The following is a 17,212-nucleotide window of genomic DNA, read 5'->3' on the forward strand; positions in this document are numbered from 1 at the left end:
CATCCGGGGCGTCAGCTGGCCATGTTGCGCCAGCGTCTGGACAGCCTGGCCGAGCGCTTGCCCCGGGCCATGCGCGAAGGCCTCAAGGCGCGCCGCATGCAGCTGCAAAACCAGATGCAAACCCTGCATGTGGTCAGCCCGCTGGCGACCCTGGGCCGTGGCTACAGCATCCTGCTCGATGAAAAGGGCAATGCCGTTCGCCGGGCCGCGCAAACGCAAAACGGTCAGCGCTTGACCGCCAGGCTGGGCGAAGGCGAACTGCAAGTGCGCGTTGAGGACAATCACCTCACGCCTGTCACCCTTTCTTTACTGGATTAACCAATGCCACGTTTTTTCTCTGCCGTGCTGTTGCTGTGCCTGACTTTCAATGCTCAGGCGGCTGACAGCTATATCACCCGCCTGCTGAACAAACCGGTGCCCGGAGGGGTGGCCGTGATTGAACTGGGCAGCGGCGCCCAGGCGCCCAAGGCCAGCTATGACGGCAAGCCGGTCATGGTGATCAAGGAACAGGACACCTGGCGGGCGATTGTCGGCATCCCGTTAACGGTCAAACCCGGTAGCCAGCAGATCACCTCCGGCGGGCGCAACCTGAGCTTTGCGGTGGGCAGCAAAAAATACCCCGAGCAACACATCACCTTGAAAAACAAGCGTCAGGTCAATCCCGACCCGGCCGATATCAAGCGCATCGACAACGAGCTGGCGATCCAGATCAAGGCCTACCGCACCTTCAGCCCCAACACGCCGAGCAACCTGTTGCTGGACAAACCGGTCAATGGCCCGCTGTCGAGCAAGTTCGGCGTGCGCCGCTTCTTCAATGGCGAAGAGCGCAACCCTCACGCCGGGCTCGACTTCGCCGTACCTGCTGGTACACCGATCAAAACCCCGGCAGCGGGCAAGGTAATCCTGATCGGCAATTACTTCTTCAATGGCAATACGGTGTTTGTGGATCACGGCCAGGGCTTTATCAGCATGTTCTGCCATATGTCGAAAATCGACACCCGCGTGGGCCAGCAACTGGCCCGTGGCGATGTGGTGGGCAAGGTTGGCGCGACAGGTCGGGCCACGGGCCCGCATATGCACTGGAACGTCAGCCTCAATGATGCGCGGGTTGATCCGGCGATTTTCATTGGTGCCTTCACTCCCTGAGAAGCGCTCAAAAAGGGAAAATGCCTCGTGGCACGCGAGGCAAGCCCTCCCTTTAAATCACGCAATATCGAGCAAGACATTTATCAATACGCGCTATAAAAACGCGCATCTCTCGTCTTATTGAGCATTTATCTCAATATTTTTTATAGGCTTGCCATCTTTCCCGCCAATGGTTAGGGTTGAGCCTATGAACACACCTCACGTCCTCATTCTGCTTCGCCAACATCGCAGCCTTTGCCTCGTCAGTGCACGACTGCAAAGCTAGTTGCGGTGCCTCGCCTTCTGCTTTGTTTTTTTCCGGCTCGCCGCGTCTGAATCGCAGGCCTGCATATTAAGGATAGCCTGATGACCATGCTCAAAGACCCTTCTTCCAAATACCGTGCCTTCCCGGTCATTGATTTGCCCGACCGAACGTGGCCGTCAAAAACCATCACCCAGGCGCCGATCTGGTGCAGTTCCGATTTGCGCGACGGTAACCAGTCGCTGATCGAGCCGATGGATGCGGTAAAGAAGCTGCGATTCTGGAAAACCCTGGTCAGCGTAGGCGTTAAAGAAATCGAGGCATCGTTCCCGGCGGCATCGCAAACCGACTTTGACTTTGTCCGCACCCTGATCGAAGACGGCCATATACCGGACGACACCACTATCCAGGTGCTGACCCAGGGCCGCGAAGACTTGATCGCCCGCACCTTCGAATCGCTGCGCGGCGCGAAAAAGGCTATCGTCCACCTGTACAACGCCACTTGCCCTGCTTTCCGCCGCATCGTATTCAACCAGGACAAGGACGGCATCAAGGAAATCGCGGTCAGCGCGGCGAAGCTGTTCGTCAAATACGCCGCTCAGCAGCCCGAAACCCACTGGACGTTCGAATACTCGCCAGAGACCTTCAGCGCCACCGAACTGGAGTTCGCCAAGGAAGTGTGTGACGCGGTAATCGAAGTGTGGAACCCGACGCCTGAGCACAAGATGATCCTCAACTTGCCTGCCACCGTTGAGTGCGCGACGCCGAATATCTACGCCGACCAGATCGAATGGTTCGGCCGCAATATCAATCGCCGTGACAGCGTGCTGATCAGCCTGCACACCCACAACGACCGTGGCACCGGTGTAGCCGCCACCGAGCTGGGCCTGATGGCTGGCGCCGATCGTGTTGAAGGCTGCCTGTTCGGTAACGGCGAACGGACCGGTAACGTCGACCTGGTGACCGTGGCCCTGAACATGTACACCCAGGGCCTGGATCCGCAGCTGGACTTCTCCGATATCGATGGCGTGCGCAAGGTTGTCGAAGAGTGCAACCAGATCCCGGTGCACCCGCGTCACCCGTATGTGGGCGACCTGGTGCACACCGCGTTCTCCGGTTCGCACCAGGACGCCATCCGCAAAGGCTTCGCCCAGCAGAAACCGGACGCCCTGTGGGAAGTGCCGTACTTGCCGATCGACCCGGCGGATATCGGTCGCAGCTACGAAGCCGTGATTCGGGTTAACAGCCAGTCTGGCAAAGGCGGGATCGCTTACCTGCTGGAGCAGGAATACGGCATCAGCTTGCCGCGCCGGATGCAGATCGAATTCAGCCAGGTGGTACAACGCGAAACTGACCGTCTGGGCCTGGAAATGACTGCTCAGCAGATTCACAGCTTGCTGCGCACCGAGTACTTGCAGGCCAACACTCCTTACGCGCTGGTCAGCCATCGCTTGCAGGAAGAGAACGGTCACAGTGCGGTCGAAGTCGAAGTCTCGGCCAAAGGCGACGGCGAAACCAATCTGCGCTGGAGCGGCAAAGGCAACGGCGCGCTGGAAGCACTGGTAGCCGGCCTGCCGGTCAATGCCGAAATAATGGACTACAACGAGCATGCGATTGGTGCTGGCACCAACGCCAAGGCTGCGGCTTATATAGAGTTGCGGGTCAATGGCGGCCGAGCCGTGCATGGCGTGGGCATTGATGAAAACATCACCACGGCAAGCTTCAAGGCATTGTTCAGCGCTCTGAACCGTTCCCTGGGCGAAGCCGAGGCGAAAGCCGCGTAAACGTTGGCCTGAAACGCAAAAGCCCCCAAGGTGAGAACCCTGGGGGCTTTTTATTGCATCATGACCGGCAATCACCAGCCCCTGTGGGAGCGGGCTTGCTCGCGATTCAGGCGGCGCGATTTGGCAGGCAGACCGCGGTGATGCCATCGCGGGCAAGCCACGCTCCCACAGGTTTACGTCGTACACACAATCTGATAACTGCTTCTACAAATCAGCGCAGATCAAAACTGTCCGCATCCAGGTTGGCCGGGAAGCGCTCGCGGTAAGCACCCAATTCGCCCGCATTCAGGCTCATGGTAAATACGCCATCCGCCTCCCCTGCACTGAGCAGCGACTCGCCCTGAAAATCGAGGATATGACTGTCCCCGGTATACACCAGACCTTTGCCGTCCGTGCCCACCCGGTTCACCGCCGCGACATAACACAGGTTTTCGATGGCCCGCGCCGGCAGCAAACGGTTCCAGTGCAACCGCCGCGCACCCGGCCAGTTGGCGGTGTACAGCAACAGGTCGGTGTCATGGGGGTCGCAGCTCCACACCGGGAAGCGCAGGTCATAGCAAATCAGCGGGCGAACACGCCAGCCCTTGACCTCAAACTGGACCTGACGCTCACCCGGAGTGAAATGCTCATGCTCACCGGCCATTCGGAACAGGTGGCGTTTGTCATAATGCAGCACTTCGCCATCCGGACGCGCCCACAACAGGCGGTTACGGTGGCTGCCATCCGCCGCGAGCACAATCACGCTGCCCGTCACCACGGCATTGAGCCTTTGTGCCTGCTTGCGCAGCCACTCGGTGGTCGGGCCGCTTTCGGGCTCAGCAAGGGTACTGGACTCCATGCTGAAGCCGGTGGTGAACATCTCAGGCAAGACCACCAGGTCAGCGCCAACAGCCTGCTCGAGCAGCTCGTCGAAATGATCGAAGTTGGCCTGACGGTCATGCCAGGCCAGCGTGGTTTGCACCAGCGCTACGTTTAAATCGGGTAATCCCTTTAGATCACGCATAGTTTCTCTGCTGCTTCACGCAGCGTCTCCTCGCGTTTGGCAAAACACAGTCGAACCAGCCGTTGCCCTGCGGGCGGGGCCTGGTAGAACACCGACACCGGAATGGTGGCTACACCATGCTCACGGGTCAGCCACACCGCCATGTCGACATCATTGAGGTCCGGACGAATTCGGGAGTAATCCACCAACTGGAAATACGTCCCTGCCACCGGTTTGAAAGTAAAACGCGATGGGTTCAGCAAATCACAAAACAGGTCTCGCTTGGCCTGATAAAACCCGGGCAACTCTTCAACGTGCTCGGGGTGGGCACTCATAAAGTCAGCCAATGCATATTGCAGGGGAGTGACCCCGCAAAAACTGACGTACTGGTGAACCTTGCGCAATTCGGCGGTCAGAGCCGGCGGTGCCACGACATAACCGGTTTTCCAGCCCGTAACGTGATACGTCTTGCCGAAAGAGCTAACCACGAATGCACGATCGTACAGTTCAGGATGGGACAAAACACTGACATGGGGCACGCCATCGAACACAAGGTGTTCGTACACCTCATCGCTGATGAGGTAGATATCCCGATCAGCAATCAGGCGGGCCAACTGGTCAAGCTCGGCACGGCTGATCAAGGCACCACTGGGGTTGTGCGGGCTGTTGAGAATGATCATGCGCGTGCGCGGGCTCAGCGCATCTTCAAGCTTTTGCCAGTCTATCGAAAAGTCATCCAGCCCCAACTGCACATGCACACAACGGCCACCCGCCAGTTCGACCGAAGGCTCGTAGCTGTCGTAGCACGGATCAAACACAATGACTTCATCGCCAGCATGAATCACGGCCTGAATGGCGCAGAAAATAGCCTGGGTAGCGCCGGGGGTGATGGTCACTTCAGTGTCAGCATCCACCTGTGCGCCATAGCTACGGGCGATCTTGGCCGCCACTTGCTGACGCAACGCAGGCAGGCCGGTCATTGGGGAATATTGGTTATGGCCACTGGCAATGTGCTGGCCAACTGCATCACGCAACGCCTGCGGGCCATCGAAGTCAGGGAACCCCTGAGACAGGTTGAGTGCGCCGGTTTCTGCCGCGAGCTGCGACATGCGCGTGAAGATGGTGGTGCCGACGTTCGGCAACTTGCTGGTGATCATGGCCGTTCCCTGTTGAGTTCCCGGCACTGACTGCGGCACAGGACCCACCGAGGATAGCCCAAACGCCGGACACGAAAAAGGGTCCTTTCGGACCCTTTCTCATTACGCTTTGAGCTTGCGCGGTTAGCGCTTGTCTTTGCGATTTTTCTCGGCTTTCTTGTGGTGCGACATCATGCGACGTTTCTTGTTGACCTGACGGTCGGTCAGCGAGTTCTTGTTGCCTTCGTACGGGTTCTCGCCACCTTTGAACTCGATGCGGATCGGCGTACCGACCAGCTTCAAGACGCGACGGTAGGTGTTTTCGAGATAACGGACGTAAGACTTCGGCACCTTCTCAACCTGGTTACCGTGAATCACGATAATCGGCGGGTTGGCACCACCCAAGTGGGCATAACGCAGCTTGATCCGGCGGCTGTTGACCATCGGTGGCGCGTGCTCGCTAACCGCATCTTCCAGAATCTGGGTCAGGCGGTTGGTCGGCCAGCGGGTAACCGCCGACTTGAAGGAGTTTTGCACCGACTGGTACAGGTTGCCCACGCCAGTGCCGTGCAGCGCCGAGATAAAGTGGATATCGGCGAAGTCGACGAAGAACAGGCGACGGGTCAACTCGACCTTGACGAACTCGCGCTCGCTAGGGGTCATGCCGTCCCACTTGTTGATCGCGATAACCAGAGCCCGACCGGCCTCCAGGGCAAAGCCCAACAGGTTGAGGTCGTGGTCAACCACGCCTTCACGGGCGTCCATCACAAAGATCACCACGTTGGCGTCTTTGATCGCTTGCAGGGTTTTGACCACGGAGAATTTTTCAACTTCTTCGTGGATCTTGCCGCGCTTGCGCACACCGGCGGTGTCGATCAGCGTGTACTTCTCGTCGTTACGCTCGAACGGGATGTAGATACTGTCGCGAGTGGTACCCGGTTGGTCATAGACGATTACCCGGTCTTCACCAAGCATGCGGTTAACCAGGGTCGATTTACCGACGTTCGGGCGACCGATGATTGCGATCTTGATGCCGTCTTTTTCGCTAGGGCCCGGAATGCGCTTGGCTTCCTCACCTTCGAGAACAACTTCTTCTTCGCCGTCTTCCGGCTCTTCTTCGTCACGCGGGAAGTTGCTCAGGGCAATTTCCAGCATCTGCGTGATACCACGGCCATGGGCACCGGCGATCGGGATTGCATCGCCCATACCCAGCGGCGCGAACTCGGCGCGAGCCATGTCCGGGTCGATGTTGTCGACCTTGTTGGCCACCACGTAGGAGCGCTTGTTACGTTTGCGAAGGTGTTCGCCGATCATCTGGTCAGCGGCAGTGAAACCCGCCTTTGCATCTACCAGGAACAGAACGACGTCAGCTTCTTCGATGGCCAGCAGCGACTGCTCGGCCATTTTTTCGTCCATACCGTGCTCGTCACCGGAGATACCGCCGGTGTCGACCAGAATGTAGGAACGCCCTTGCCACTTGGCCTCACCGTATTGGCGATCACGGGTCAGACCGGACAAGTCGCCGACGATGGCGTCACGAGTCCTGGTCAGGCGGTTGAACAAGGTGGACTTGCCGACGTTTGGTCGGCCCACCAGGGCGATTACGGGAACCATGCGGCTCTCCACTTCGTTATTTCAGAAAATACAAAAGCCGCTGCAAGGCAGCGGCCAGAGTTCGGAACAGCACAAATGTGCCGCAAACCTTGCCAGAGCAAGGCTGCCCGAGGCCCTAGAGCCTCAAGCATAGACGCCTTAGCGAATGGTCAGGGCTTCCAGTTTGCCGCTGTTACCAAACACGTAAATCATGTCACCGACCACCAGCGGACGTGCCCGAAGGCCATCACTGTCAACACGGGTACGGCCCACGAAACGACCATCGACCTGGCTGAGCAGGTGCAGATAGCCTTCCATGTCACCGACTGCCACATAGCTGGAGAAGACCTCTGGAGCCGACAATTGGCGGCGTGCCAGAGCATCATTGCTCCACAGCGAGGTGGTCGAACGCTCGTCAACGCCTTCTACAGTGCCCGACGCCAGGCTGACGTAGACGCTGCCGAAACCTTGGGCGACACCTGCATAGCTGGAAGCATCACGCTGCCAGAGCACGCGACCCGATTCCATGTCCAGTGCCGCCATGCGGCCCTGGTAGCTGGCGACGTACAGTGTACCGCCAGACAACAGCAGGCCACCGTCGATATCGACAATGCGTTCAAGCTCGGAGCGACCCTGCGGGATGGCAACACGTTGCTCCCACACAGGCACGCCGTTGCGCGTATCCAGGGCGACCACTTTACCGGTCGACAAACCGCCGATGGCCAGGTGATTGGTCACCAGTGGCGCCCCCGTACCACGCAGGGTCAGCACGCCCGGCGTGCTGTCATACGTCCAGCGCTGATTGCCGGTGTCAGCATCCAGACCGATCAGACGATCGTCCTGAGTCTGTACCACCACCACATCACCGTTGGTCGCAGGAGGTGCAAGCACTTCGCTGTTAACGCGAGAGCGCCATTTTTCTTCGCCTGTGCTGGAATCCAGGGCAATCACGTCACCTTGCAAGGTGCCAAGCATGACCAGGCCATAGCCCAGGCCAACTGCGCCGGAAACAGGCAGATCGAGGTCTTTTTTCCACTCAACGTCGCCGTTCATGCGGTCCAGAGACATCACCACGCCCGTTACGTCAGCAGCGTAGATATTATTGCCTTCAACAGCCGGAACCAGCATGTTGTAGGTTTTGCCCTGACCGTCACCGATCGAGCGGCTCCACTGCTTTTGCAGCACGACTTCTTCTTTGAAGTCGGTCAGCTCCGCCGGTGGCAATTCTTTTTTGCTGTTGCTGCTGCAACCCGCGGCCAAAACGACCAGAGCCAGCAATGCTGCATGTTTCCATCGCATCACGTCACGCATCCCCTTTGGCCAGGTCATCGAGCTTGATTTGCAAGCCGCCTACTGCTGCTTCATCCGACAATCCGGCCTTGGCCTTCTCGTAGGCTGCACGCGCATCGTCAGTACGGCCCTGCTGCACCAGCAGGTCGCCCTTGAGTTCTTCACGGCTGGCCAGGAATGCCTTGTCCGAGTCGCCTTCCAGCAGCTTCAGGGCATCGTCAACCTTGCCCTGTGCTGCCAGTACCTGAGCCAGACGCTGACGCGCCACTTCGCCCAGAGTGGCATTGGCCGGCTTGTCGACAATGACTTTCAGCTCGGTAGCCGCGTCATCAAGCTTGCCGTTGTCCACCGCCACCTTGGCCACAAACAGGCCGCCAAATTGCGAATAGGCAGTGCCTGCGTATTCACTTTTCAGCTTGTTGGCCAGATCCGCCACGCGGGCCACATCCGGCTTGCCGTCAGGGGTGAGCGTGGTTTCAAGCAATTGTTGGTAGAGAACCGACGCACCTTGCGACTGATTCGCCTGATATTTGTGCCAGAGCTGCCAGCCGGACACCACTACCAGCGCAAGCAAGCCGCCAGTCAGCAGGGGTTTGCCGTTGCGCTGCCACCAGTCTTTCAACTCGCCCAGCTGATCATCTTCGTTACTCGACACCCCAACACTCCTTATTCGCTAAATCGGCTGTTTTGCAGCTTCAACCCTGCACGATGCAGGTGGCCAAGTGCTCGGCTAGAGCATCCCAGGCAATCGTTTGTTGTTCGCCCTGGCCACGCAGGGGTTTTACACCTACCACTTGCTGGGCCAATTCGTCGTCACCCAGGATCAGCGCAAACAGTGCACCGCTCTTGTCAGCCTTTTTGAACTGGCTTTTGAAGCTGCCCGCACCGGCATTGATCTGCAGGCGCAGGTTTGGCAGTTGATCACGAACGCGTTCGCTCAAAGCCAGGGCTGCCAGTTCGGCGGCTTCGCCGAAAGCACACAGGTAAACATCGACCTGACGTGCGATTTCTTCGGGGATCTGCTCAAGGGTTTCGAGCAGTAGGATCAGGCGCTCGATGCCCATGGCAAAACCGACACCGGCAGTAGGCTTGCCGCCCATCTGCTCGACCAGGCCATCATAACGACCGCCCGCACACACGGTGCCCTGGGCGCCCAGTTTGTCGGTTACCCATTCAAATACGGTCTTGCTGTAGTAGTCCAGGCCACGAACCAGCTTCGGGTTTATCGTGTACGGGATGCCGGCGGCATCGAGGCGAGCCTTGAGGCCCTCGAAATGCACGCGGGACTCTTCGTCCAGGTAGTCCACCAGTTTCGGTGCATCCACCAGAACCGCCTGGGTATCGGCGTTCTTGGTGTCGAGCACACGCAGCGGGTTGGACTTGAGGCGACGTTGGCTGTCTTCGTCAAGTTCGCTCAGACGCGAGGACAAATACTCGACCAGGGCCGCACGATAGCGCGCACGGGCTTCGCTGGTGCCCAGGCTGTTGAGTTCGAGCTTGACCGCATCGCGGATACCCAGCTCGCCCCACAGGCGCCAGGTCAGCACGATCAGTTCGGCATCGATGTCCGGACCATCGAGGTTGAACACCTCGACGCCAATCTGGTGGAACTGGCGATAACGGCCTTTTTGCGGGCGCTCGTGACGGAACATCGGGCCGATGTACCAGAGTTTTTGCACCTGGCCACCGCCGGTGATGCCGTGCTCAAGCACCGCACGCACGCACGCCGCAGTCCCCTCAGGACGCAGCGTCAGCGAATCGCCGTTGCGGTCCTCGAAGGTGTACATCTCTTTTTCGACGATATCGGTCACTTCACCGATCGAGCGTTTGAACAGCTCGGTGAATTCGACGATTGGCATGCGGATCTGCTTGTAACCGTAGTTATCCAGCAAACGCGAAACCTTGCTCTCGAAGTAGCGCCACAGAGGCGTCTGCTCCGGCAGGATGTCGTTCATGCCACGAATGGCTTGCAAAGACTTGCTCACAATAAATCCTTTATTCGTCTGGTTAGCCGCGCGCGATAACGGCTGCGTCAGCTTCGACCTTTTCGGCCGCCTTCTGCCGGATCAGTCTTTCGAGCTCATCCACCAGATTGTCATTCGTCAGTTTCTGCGACGGCTTGCCGTCGATGTAAATCAGGTTGGGTGTACCACCGGTGAGCCCCACATGGGCTTCCTTGGCTTCGCCAGGGCCATTGACCACACAACCGATCACGGCAACATCCAGCGGCACCAGCAGGTCTTCGAGGCGAACTTCAAGTTCGTTCATGGTTTTCACCACGTCGAAGTTCTGCCGCGAGCAGCTCGGGCACGCGATAAAGTTGATGCCGCGCGAGCGCAGGTGCAAGGACTTGAGGATGTCGTAACCGACTTTTACTTCCTCAACCGGGTCTGCTGCCAGGGAGATGCGGATGGTATCGCCAATTCCTTCGGCGAGCAGCATACCTAGGCCCACGGCAGATTTCACTGTGCCTGAACGCAAACCACCGGCTTCGGTAATGCCCAGATGCAGCGGCTGGACGATTTCCTTGGCCAGCAGACGGTAGGCTTCAACCGCCATAAACACGTCGGAGGCCTTTACGCTGACCTTGAAGTCCTTGAAATTCAGGCGTTCAAGGTGCTCAACGTGGCGCAGTGCCGATTCGACCAGAGCGGCAGGCGTCGGTTCGCCGTATTTTTTTTGCAGGTCTTTTTCCAGGGAACCGGCGTTGACGCCGATTCGGATCGGAATACCGCGATCGCGGGCTGCATCAACCACCGCCCGCACACGGTCTTCGCGACCGATGTTGCCCGGGTTGATGCGCAGGCAGTCCACACCCAACTCTGCAACGCGCAGGGCGATGCGGTAATCGAAGTGAATGTCGGCGACCAATGGCACCTTGACCAGTTGCTTGATCCGGCCAAAAGCCTCGGCTGCGTCCATATCCGGCACGGAAACCCGCACGATATCGACACCCGCGGCTTCCAGGCGGTTGATTTGCGCAACGGTTGCAGCGACGTCATTGGTGTCACTGTTGGTCATGCTCTGCACAGCAATAGGGGCATCGCCACCTACAGGTACATTACCGACCCAGATTTTGCGCGATTCGCGACGTTTGATTGGTGATTCGCCGTGCATGACTTATTGACCCAACTTCAGACGAGCAGTCTCGCCACTGGTGAAAGGAGCGACATCCACAGGCTGGCCGTTATAGCTGACCTGGGCACCGCGGGCATAGCCCAGGCGCAAGCTCAGGGGTGGCTTGCCGCTCACTTCTAGATTTTCGCCCTTGCGCTTCAAGCCACCAAACAGCACTTTGCCCGTGCCGTCGGTCACTTGAGTCCAGCAATCAGCGGTGTATTGCACGCTCACTTTGCCAGCACCGGCAACCGGGGCGGCAGTGTCGGGCGCAGGCGCGGTGGACGTAACAGGTGCCACTACTGGCGCAACTGGCGCAACAGCAGCAGGTACTGGCTGTACCGGAACGGCAACGGGTGCCTGGGGCTCGGCAGCGGGAGCACCCGGCAATGCCAGTGCCGTGGTCGCGCCCTGCTCCGGCGCCGATTCGGCCGCCAGAGGTGTTTCGCCTTCGGCCTTGGCCTCGGCTACTGCCTGATCTTCAGGTTCGTCCAGCGGGTGGATGCGGGTTGTGCCGTCAGCCCCTTCGACTTCGACGTGTTCCGGAGCAAGACCAATCAGGTCCTTGGCGCGCATGGACGTCTGGTCTTGCCACCAGATAAAACCGCCTCCGACCACGGCAATCAACAGCAACAGGCTGACGATACGCAAAATGGTATGCGACACGCGCACCGGCTCTTCTATGCGACCCAGGCTGTGCACGTTGCTGCCGTTGGCATCAGTGCCGGTGTACAGGTCAAATTCACGCACAAGGGCGGCCTGGTCCATACCCAGCAATTTGGCATAGGCCCGGATATAGCCCCGGGCAAAGGTATGCCCAGGCAGTTTGTCGAACGCGCCCGTTTCAAGGTTGCTCAGGGAGCTGGCCGTGAGGTTGAGTTTCAAGGCGACTTCAGCCAGCGTCCAGCCATTGTTTTCACGGGCCTGACGCAGAGTCTCACCGGGATTGACACGAGTCGCTGCTAGAACTTCGGGTTGCGCCGCTTTCATCATTGCTCCGACAGGTATTGCTGATATTCCGGCGTGCCGGGATAGAGTCGTTTTAGTTGCTGGCCATGGTTGGCAGTTGGGGTGCGGTCATCGAAAACACTCGCCAGTCGCGCACCGAGCAATAGACTACGTGCATTTTGCCCGCTAAGCAGGCTAAAACGATCGTAAAAGTCACGCGCCGTTACATATTGTTTGTCCTGATAAGCCATCTCGGCCATTTCAAGCAACGCACGGGGTTGTCGAGGGTTCAGGCGCAGTGCTTTTTCAAGCTGCTGGCGCCCCGCTTCAGGTTGCCCCAACTCAAGTGACGTTATACCCAGATTTTCGTAGATGCGGGAGCGTTCCGGATAAAGGTTGTCTGCTGCCGCCTTTTGAAACTGCACGCTGGCCTCCTGATAGCGCTGACGCTCAAACAGGAAACTGCCGTAATTATTGAGGATCCGGGCATCAGCTGGCCGACCGTTCAACGCGGTACGGAATGCCTGCTCGGCCAGGGCAAACTCCATTTCGGCCTGAAACACCAAGGCCAGTGCGGCGTTGGTGTCCGGGTCGGTCTTGTCGAGTTCAAGGGCCTTGCGCAAAGGGACTTTGGCCTGTTCGGTCATCCCTTGCTGCAAATAGCCCAGACCCAGCTGAACATAAGCCTGACGCGCCTCGTTACGCCCTTTGTCGCCAGCCATCGGGCTTGAATCGCCCGATGACACGCAGCCAGCCAAAAAGCTGACCAAAACGACCGGGAGCGCAGCGCGCAGGATCATGGATGTCCTCTCTCAGGGCGCAGAGGCAGCGTTTTGCGCTGTATCGGCGTCAGCACTCAGCTCACGCGCCGCGATCAGGCGCGAACTGCGGCGGGTACGGTCATTGACCTGACCTACCAGCTGCCCGCACGCCGCATCGATGTCTTCACCACGGGTGGTGCGCACGGTCACGTTGTAGCCAGCCTGCTGCAACAGCTCCTGGAAACGGCGAATGGCATTGTTGCTCGGGCGCTCATAGCCAGAATGCGGGAACGGATTGAACGGGATCAGGTTGATCTTGCACGGTGTGTCTTTAAGCAGCTCGATCATTTCTCGGGCGTGATCGACATGGTCGTTCACATCCTTGAGCAAGGTGTACTCAACGGTCAGCACGCGCTTTTCGCCCAGGGTCGCCATATAGCGACGGCAGGAATCAAGCAGCATGGCCAGCGGGTACTTCTTGTTGATCGGCACCAATTGACTACGCAGTTCGTCGTTAGGTGCGTGCAGCGACAATGCCAGCGAAACGTCAATGTGCTTGGCCAGCTCATCGATCATCGGCACCACGCCGGAGGTAGACAGGGTGACACGGCGCTTGGAGATGCCGTAGCCCAGGTCATCCATCATCAGGTGCATGGCAGAAATGACATTGTCGAAGTTCAGCAGCGGTTCGCCCATGCCCATCATCACCACGTTGGTGATGGCGCGGTCGATGGTTGCCGGAACGCTGCCAAAGGATTTGTTGGCAATCCACACCTGGCCAATCACTTCGGCGGCGGTGAGGTTGCTGTTGAAGCCTTGCTTGCCGGTGGAGCAGAAACTGCAGTCCAGGGCACAGCCAGCCTGGGACGAAACGCACAGGGTGCCACGTTTGCCCGAGGGAATATAAACGGTCTCGACGCAGCTGCCGGACTCTACGCGTACCACCCACTTACGGGTGCCATCGCTGGAGATGTCCTCGCTGACGACTTCAGGCCCACGAACCTCAGCAATGGCCTTGAGCTTGTCGCGCAAGGCCTTGCTGACGTTAGTCATGGCGTCGAAATCATCGACGCCAAAGTGGTGAATCCACTTCATGACCTGACCGGCACGGAAACGCTTCTCCCCGATTGAGTCGAAGAATTTCTCCATTTCCGGTTGAGTCAAACCCAACAGGTTGGTTTTGCCAGTCGTTGCAATCATGTCTTCACCCTCACTCACAAGCCAATACTTAGCGAGTGGTTACTTCAGTAGCTGCGAAAAAGTACGAGATTTCACGAGCAGCAGCGGCTTCAGAGTCGGAACCGTGAACAGCGTTTGCGTCGATGGATTCAGCGAAATCAGCACGGATAGTGCCGGCAGCTGCTTCTTTAGGGTTGGTAGCGCCCATCAGCTCGCGGTTCAGAGCGATAGCGTTTTCGCCTTCCAGAACCTGAACAACAACAGGACCGGAGATCATGAAAGCAACCAGGTCGCCGAAGAAGCCGCGCTCGCTGTGCTCAGCGTAGAAGCCTTCAGCTTCAGCTTTGGACAGTTGCTTCAGTTTGGAAGCTACAACCTTCAGGCCAGCGTCTTCGAAACGGGTAACGATCTTGCCGATAACGTTTTTAGCAACGGCGTCAGGCTTGATGATGGAGAAAGTACGTTGAACAGCCATGGTGTAACTCCAGAAACAGTGATTTAAGCGAAAAATTAAACCCGCGAATTATACGCGGGTTCTTGGGTATTGCATAATTACGTGCGTTGCAAGCTTAGTCGGCTTCTTCGATCCACAAACCCTGAATGGCTTCGAGCACCTTCTCTCCGCCGCGATCAGGGATATCGTCGAACTCCGGCAGCGCCATGACCAGATTGCGCAGCGTGACGAAATTCACCGAGAGCGGATCGACATCCGGGTGAGCTTCAGCCAGCTGGATCGCGATTTCCTGTACATCAACCCATTTAAGGCTCATGCCAATTCCTTATCAGTGCGGCGCTTCGGCAGCATGGTTGAGCGAGTATTTCGGAATCTCGACGGTGATGTCTTCAGTACCAACGCGGGCCTGACAGCTCAGGCGCGAAGTCGCTTCCAGACCCCATGCTCTATCAAGATAGTCCTCTTCCAGCTCGTCAGCTTCGTTCAACGAGTCGAAACCCTCGCGAATCACGCAATGACAAGTGGTGCAGGCACAAACACCACCGCAGGCACTTTCGATTTCAATGTGGTTGTCGTGGGCCACTTCGAGAATGGTCTTGCCGGTCTCAGCCTCTACAACCATACCGTCCGGGCAGTGCTCGGCGTGTGGCAGAAAAATGATCTGCGGCATCAGTTATTCCTCGATTTCATTCAGGTTGCGACCCGACAAAGCGGCCTTGACGGTCAAGTCCATGCGACGGGCTGCAAAGGCATCGGTCACTTGCGACAGACGCTTGGTCTGCTGCTCGATGGCGTAACCATCGGTGCCTTTCAACAATTCGGACAGTTCCTGCATCTGCAGCTCGATCACCATGCGCTCTTCGGCATCCAGCAAACGCTCGCCATCGACTTCGAGGGCTGCTTGCACGGCCTCGATCAGACGCTGGGCATCCACCTGCTGCTCGCGCAATACGCGGGCGACCTTGTCGTCGCTGGCGTACTGGAACGAATCCTTGAGCATTTTGGCGATTTCGCCGTCGGTCAGGCCGTAGGAAGGCTTGACCTGGATATTGGCTTCAACACCTGAACCCAGCTCGCGGGCCGACACACTGAGCAAACCGTCGGCATCGACCTGGAAGGTCACGCGAATTTTTGCGGCACCGGCCACCATCGGCGGGATGCCACGCAATTCAAAGCGCGCCAGGGAGCGGCAATCGCTGATCAGCTCGCGCTCACCCTGCAGCACATGAATCATCATGGCCGTCTGACCATCTTTATAGGTGGTGAAGTCCTGCGCGCGCGCCACCGGAATCGTGGTGTTGCGCGGAATAACCTTTTCCATCAAGCCACCCATGGTCTCCAGACCAAGGGACAACGGAATCACATCAAGCAGAAGCAGCTCGCCGCCATCGCGCTTGTTGCCGGCCAGGGTATCAGCCTGGATCGCAGCACCAATGGCAACCACTTGATCCGGGTCGATATCGGTCAGGGGCTCGCGACCAAACATCTGAGCGACCGCTTCACGCACACGAGGTACACGGGTCGAACCACCCACCATGACGACGGCCTGGACGTCTTCAATCTCGATATTGGCGTCGCGCACAGCACGGCGACAAGCCTTGAGGCTGCGCGCAACCATTGGCTCGATCATGGCGTCGAAGGCTTCACGGGTCAGCTCGGACTGCCAGCCACCAAAGGCAACCGTCACCGAGGACGCATCGGTCAGCGCTTCTTTTGCAGCGCAGGCAGCCTGCAGCAAGGTGCGCTGCGTGCCTGGATCAAGGTCGGCAGACAATCCGGCCTGCTCGACCATCCAGCTGGCAATCGCATGATCGAAGTCATCGCCACCCAGCGCGCTGTCGCCGCCGGTAGCCAAGACTTCAAACACACCGCCGGTCAGGCGCAGGATCGAGATATCGAACGTCCCCCCACCCAGATCATAGATAGCCACCACGCCTTCAGCCGACTGGTCCAGGCCATAGGCCACGGCGGCCGCTGTCGGCTCATTGAGCAGGCGCAGCACATTCAGACCAGCCAGTTTGGCCGCGTCTTTAGTGGCCTGGCGCTGAGCGTCATCGAAATAGGCCGGGACCGTAATCACCGCCCCCACCAATTCACCACCCAGGGTCTTTTCGGCGCGCTCACGCAGCACCTTCAAGATTTCGGCAGACACTTCAACCGGGCTTTTAGGGCCTTGCACCGTGTCAATAAACGGCATGTGCGACTCACCGCCGACAAAGCGGTAAGGCAACTGCTCGCCCAACTGCTTGACGTCGGACAGACCACGTCCCATCAAGCGTTTGACCGACAGCACGGTATTGAACGGGTCGCTGGAGGCTGCCAGACGTGCCGACTCGCCTACCTCGACGCGATCAGCGTGATAGCGCACGGCAGACGGCAAAATGACATTGCCATTGGCGTCGGCCAGAGGCTCGGAAAGGCCGCTGCGTAAAGCAGCGACCAGCGAATTGGTAGTGCCCAAGTCGATCCCCACAGCCAGACGTCGCTGGTGCGGTTGAGGACTTTGGCCGGGTTCGGCGATCTGCAGTAGGGCCATCGTAATCAGGACTTATCTGTAATCAGGCGTGCCATCAGGGAAGCA

The 17,212-nt window shown here is 58.4% G+C and carries 17 protein-coding genes; 3 read left to right on the plus strand and 14 right to left on the minus strand.

Going from position 1 to position 17,212, the window contains the following annotated elements; all coding sequences use genetic code 11:
- The 3 genes from GHO42_RS12965 to leuA all read left to right on the plus strand — a co-directional run.
- Positions 1-318, plus strand: a 318-nt coding sequence (locus GHO42_RS12965; protein ID WP_306108755.1) for an exodeoxyribonuclease VII large subunit, incomplete at its 5' end; no start/stop codon positions are given.
- A 3-nt stretch (positions 319-321) separates the two neighbouring features.
- Positions 322-1,146 (plus strand): peptidoglycan DD-metalloendopeptidase family protein, encoded by an 825-nt coding sequence (locus tag GHO42_RS12970; RefSeq protein WP_095018339.1) that lies wholly within the window; start codon positions 322-324, stop codon positions 1,144-1,146.
- A 345-nt stretch (positions 1,147-1,491) separates the two neighbouring features.
- Complete coding sequence (leuA, locus tag GHO42_RS12975; RefSeq protein WP_133144812.1) at positions 1,492-3,171, plus strand: 2-isopropylmalate synthase; 1,680 nt, start codon at positions 1,492-1,494, stop codon at positions 3,169-3,171.
- Positions 3,172-3,382: 211 nt separating this feature from the next.
- Here leuA and GHO42_RS12980 read toward each other — a convergent pair whose 3' ends face one another.
- The 14 genes from GHO42_RS12980 to hscA all read right to left on the minus strand — a co-directional run bounded on the left by GHO42_RS12980 (position 3,383) and on the right by hscA (position 17,167).
- A complete protein-coding gene (locus GHO42_RS12980; RefSeq protein ID WP_095018338.1) occupies positions 3,383-4,174 on the minus strand; it encodes an amidohydrolase in 792 nt (263 codons plus the stop codon).
- Positions 4,162-5,310, minus strand: coding sequence for a pyridoxal phosphate-dependent aminotransferase (locus GHO42_RS12985; protein ID WP_095018337.1), 1,149 nt, complete (start codon positions 5,308-5,310; stop codon positions 4,162-4,164). The genes GHO42_RS12980 and GHO42_RS12985 overlap by 13 nt, the downstream gene beginning before the upstream one ends.
- 123 nt (positions 5,311-5,433) lie before the next feature.
- Entirely contained in the window at positions 5,434-6,903 is a 1,470-nt protein-coding gene (gene der, locus GHO42_RS12990) for a ribosome biogenesis GTPase Der (protein WP_016779615.1), read from the minus strand.
- Between the two features lie 138 nt (positions 6,904-7,041).
- A complete protein-coding gene (bamB, locus tag GHO42_RS12995) occupies positions 7,042-8,193 on the minus strand; it encodes an outer membrane protein assembly factor BamB (protein ID WP_095018336.1) in 1,152 nt (383 codons plus the stop codon).
- Complete coding sequence (locus GHO42_RS13000; protein ID WP_095001464.1) at positions 8,186-8,827, minus strand: tetratricopeptide repeat protein; 642 nt, start codon at positions 8,825-8,827, stop codon at positions 8,186-8,188. The genes bamB and GHO42_RS13000 overlap by 8 nt, the downstream gene beginning before the upstream one ends.
- Before the next feature lie 40 nt (positions 8,828-8,867).
- Positions 8,868-10,157, minus strand: coding sequence for a histidine--tRNA ligase (gene hisS / locus GHO42_RS13005; protein ID WP_095001465.1), 1,290 nt, complete (start codon positions 10,155-10,157; stop codon positions 8,868-8,870).
- 22 nt (positions 10,158-10,179) lie between these two features.
- A complete protein-coding gene (gene ispG / locus GHO42_RS13010; protein WP_086795918.1) occupies positions 10,180-11,289 on the minus strand; it encodes a flavodoxin-dependent (E)-4-hydroxy-3-methylbut-2-enyl-diphosphate synthase in 1,110 nt (369 codons plus the stop codon).
- Between the two features lie 3 nt (positions 11,290-11,292).
- Complete coding sequence (locus GHO42_RS13015) at positions 11,293-12,279, minus strand: RodZ family helix-turn-helix domain-containing protein (RefSeq protein ID WP_095020374.1); 987 nt, start codon at positions 12,277-12,279, stop codon at positions 11,293-11,295.
- Entirely contained in the window at positions 12,279-13,037 is a 759-nt protein-coding gene (gene pilW / locus GHO42_RS13020) for a type IV pilus biogenesis/stability protein PilW (protein WP_095020373.1), read from the minus strand. Before pilW ends, GHO42_RS13015 begins: the two co-directional genes overlap by 1 nt.
- Positions 13,038-13,049: 12 nt before the next feature.
- Positions 13,050-14,198, minus strand: a complete 1,149-nt coding sequence (gene rlmN, locus GHO42_RS13025) for a 23S rRNA (adenine(2503)-C(2))-methyltransferase RlmN (RefSeq protein ID WP_095001468.1) — start codon at positions 14,196-14,198, stop codon at positions 13,050-13,052.
- Between the two features lie 28 nt (positions 14,199-14,226).
- On the minus strand, positions 14,227-14,652 hold the full coding sequence (gene ndk / locus GHO42_RS13030; RefSeq protein ID WP_016779608.1) for a nucleoside-diphosphate kinase: 426 nt from the start codon (positions 14,650-14,652) through the stop codon (positions 14,227-14,229).
- A gap of 94 nt (positions 14,653-14,746) precedes the next feature.
- Positions 14,747-14,947 carry a Fe-S cluster assembly protein IscX gene (gene iscX / locus GHO42_RS13035; RefSeq protein WP_016779607.1) on the minus strand — a complete coding sequence of 67 codons (201 nt, stop codon included), beginning with the start codon at positions 14,945-14,947 and terminating at the stop codon, positions 14,747-14,749.
- Between the two features lie 12 nt (positions 14,948-14,959).
- Positions 14,960-15,301 carry an ISC system 2Fe-2S type ferredoxin gene (gene fdx / locus GHO42_RS13040; RefSeq protein WP_003443365.1) on the minus strand — a complete coding sequence of 114 codons (342 nt, stop codon included), beginning with the start codon at positions 15,299-15,301 and terminating at the stop codon, positions 14,960-14,962.
- Between the two features lie 3 nt (positions 15,302-15,304).
- The gene (gene hscA, locus GHO42_RS13045; protein ID WP_095018332.1) at positions 15,305-17,167 is read right to left on the minus strand and encodes a Fe-S protein assembly chaperone HscA; all 1,863 of its coding nucleotides are present in this window, start codon (positions 17,165-17,167) and stop codon (positions 15,305-15,307) included.
- Positions 17,168-17,212: the final 45 nt, after the last annotated feature.

It is taken from the genome of Pseudomonas sp. FSL R10-0056 (genome assembly GCF_009600105.1).
Taxonomy (GTDB): domain Bacteria; phylum Pseudomonadota; class Gammaproteobacteria; order Pseudomonadales; family Pseudomonadaceae; genus Aquipseudomonas; species Aquipseudomonas bubulae.

Excerpts from the sequence above, each read along its gene's own strand:
- iscX (WP_016779607.1), bottom strand. The coding sequence starts at position 14,947 with ATGAGCCTTAAATGGGTTGATGTACAGGAAATCGCGATCCAGCTGGCT.
- fdx (WP_003443365.1), bottom strand. The coding sequence starts at position 15,301 with ATGCCGCAGATCATTTTTCTGCCACACGCCGAGCACTGCCCGGACGGT.
- GHO42_RS12985 (WP_095018337.1), bottom strand. The coding sequence starts at position 5,310 with ATGATCACCAGCAAGTTGCCGAACGTCGGCACCACCATCTTCACGCGC.
- bamB (WP_095018336.1), bottom strand. The coding sequence starts at position 8,193 with ATGCGTGACGTGATGCGATGGAAACATGCAGCATTGCTGGCTCTGGTC.
- GHO42_RS12980 (WP_095018338.1), bottom strand. The coding sequence starts at position 4,174 with ATGCGTGATCTAAAGGGATTACCCGATTTAAACGTAGCGCTGGTGCAA.
- der (WP_016779615.1), bottom strand. The coding sequence starts at position 6,903 with ATGGTTCCCGTAATCGCCCTGGTGGGCCGACCAAACGTCGGCAAGTCC.
- ndk (WP_016779608.1), bottom strand. The coding sequence starts at position 14,652 with ATGGCTGTTCAACGTACTTTCTCCATCATCAAGCCTGACGCCGTTGCT.
- rlmN (WP_095001468.1), bottom strand. The coding sequence starts at position 14,198 with ATGATTGCAACGACTGGCAAAACCAACCTGTTGGGTTTGACTCAACCG.
- GHO42_RS13015 (WP_095020374.1), bottom strand. The coding sequence starts at position 12,279 with ATGAAAGCGGCGCAACCCGAAGTTCTAGCAGCGACTCGTGTCAATCCC.
- leuA (WP_133144812.1), top strand. The coding sequence starts at position 1,492 with ATGACCATGCTCAAAGACCCTTCTTCCAAATACCGTGCCTTCCCGGTC.
- pilW (WP_095020373.1), bottom strand. The coding sequence starts at position 13,037 with ATGATCCTGCGCGCTGCGCTCCCGGTCGTTTTGGTCAGCTTTTTGGCT.
- ispG (WP_086795918.1), bottom strand. The coding sequence starts at position 11,289 with ATGCACGGCGAATCACCAATCAAACGTCGCGAATCGCGCAAAATCTGG.
- hscA (WP_095018332.1), bottom strand. The coding sequence starts at position 17,167 with ATGGCCCTACTGCAGATCGCCGAACCCGGCCAAAGTCCTCAACCGCAC.
- GHO42_RS12970 (WP_095018339.1), top strand. The coding sequence starts at position 322 with ATGCCACGTTTTTTCTCTGCCGTGCTGTTGCTGTGCCTGACTTTCAAT.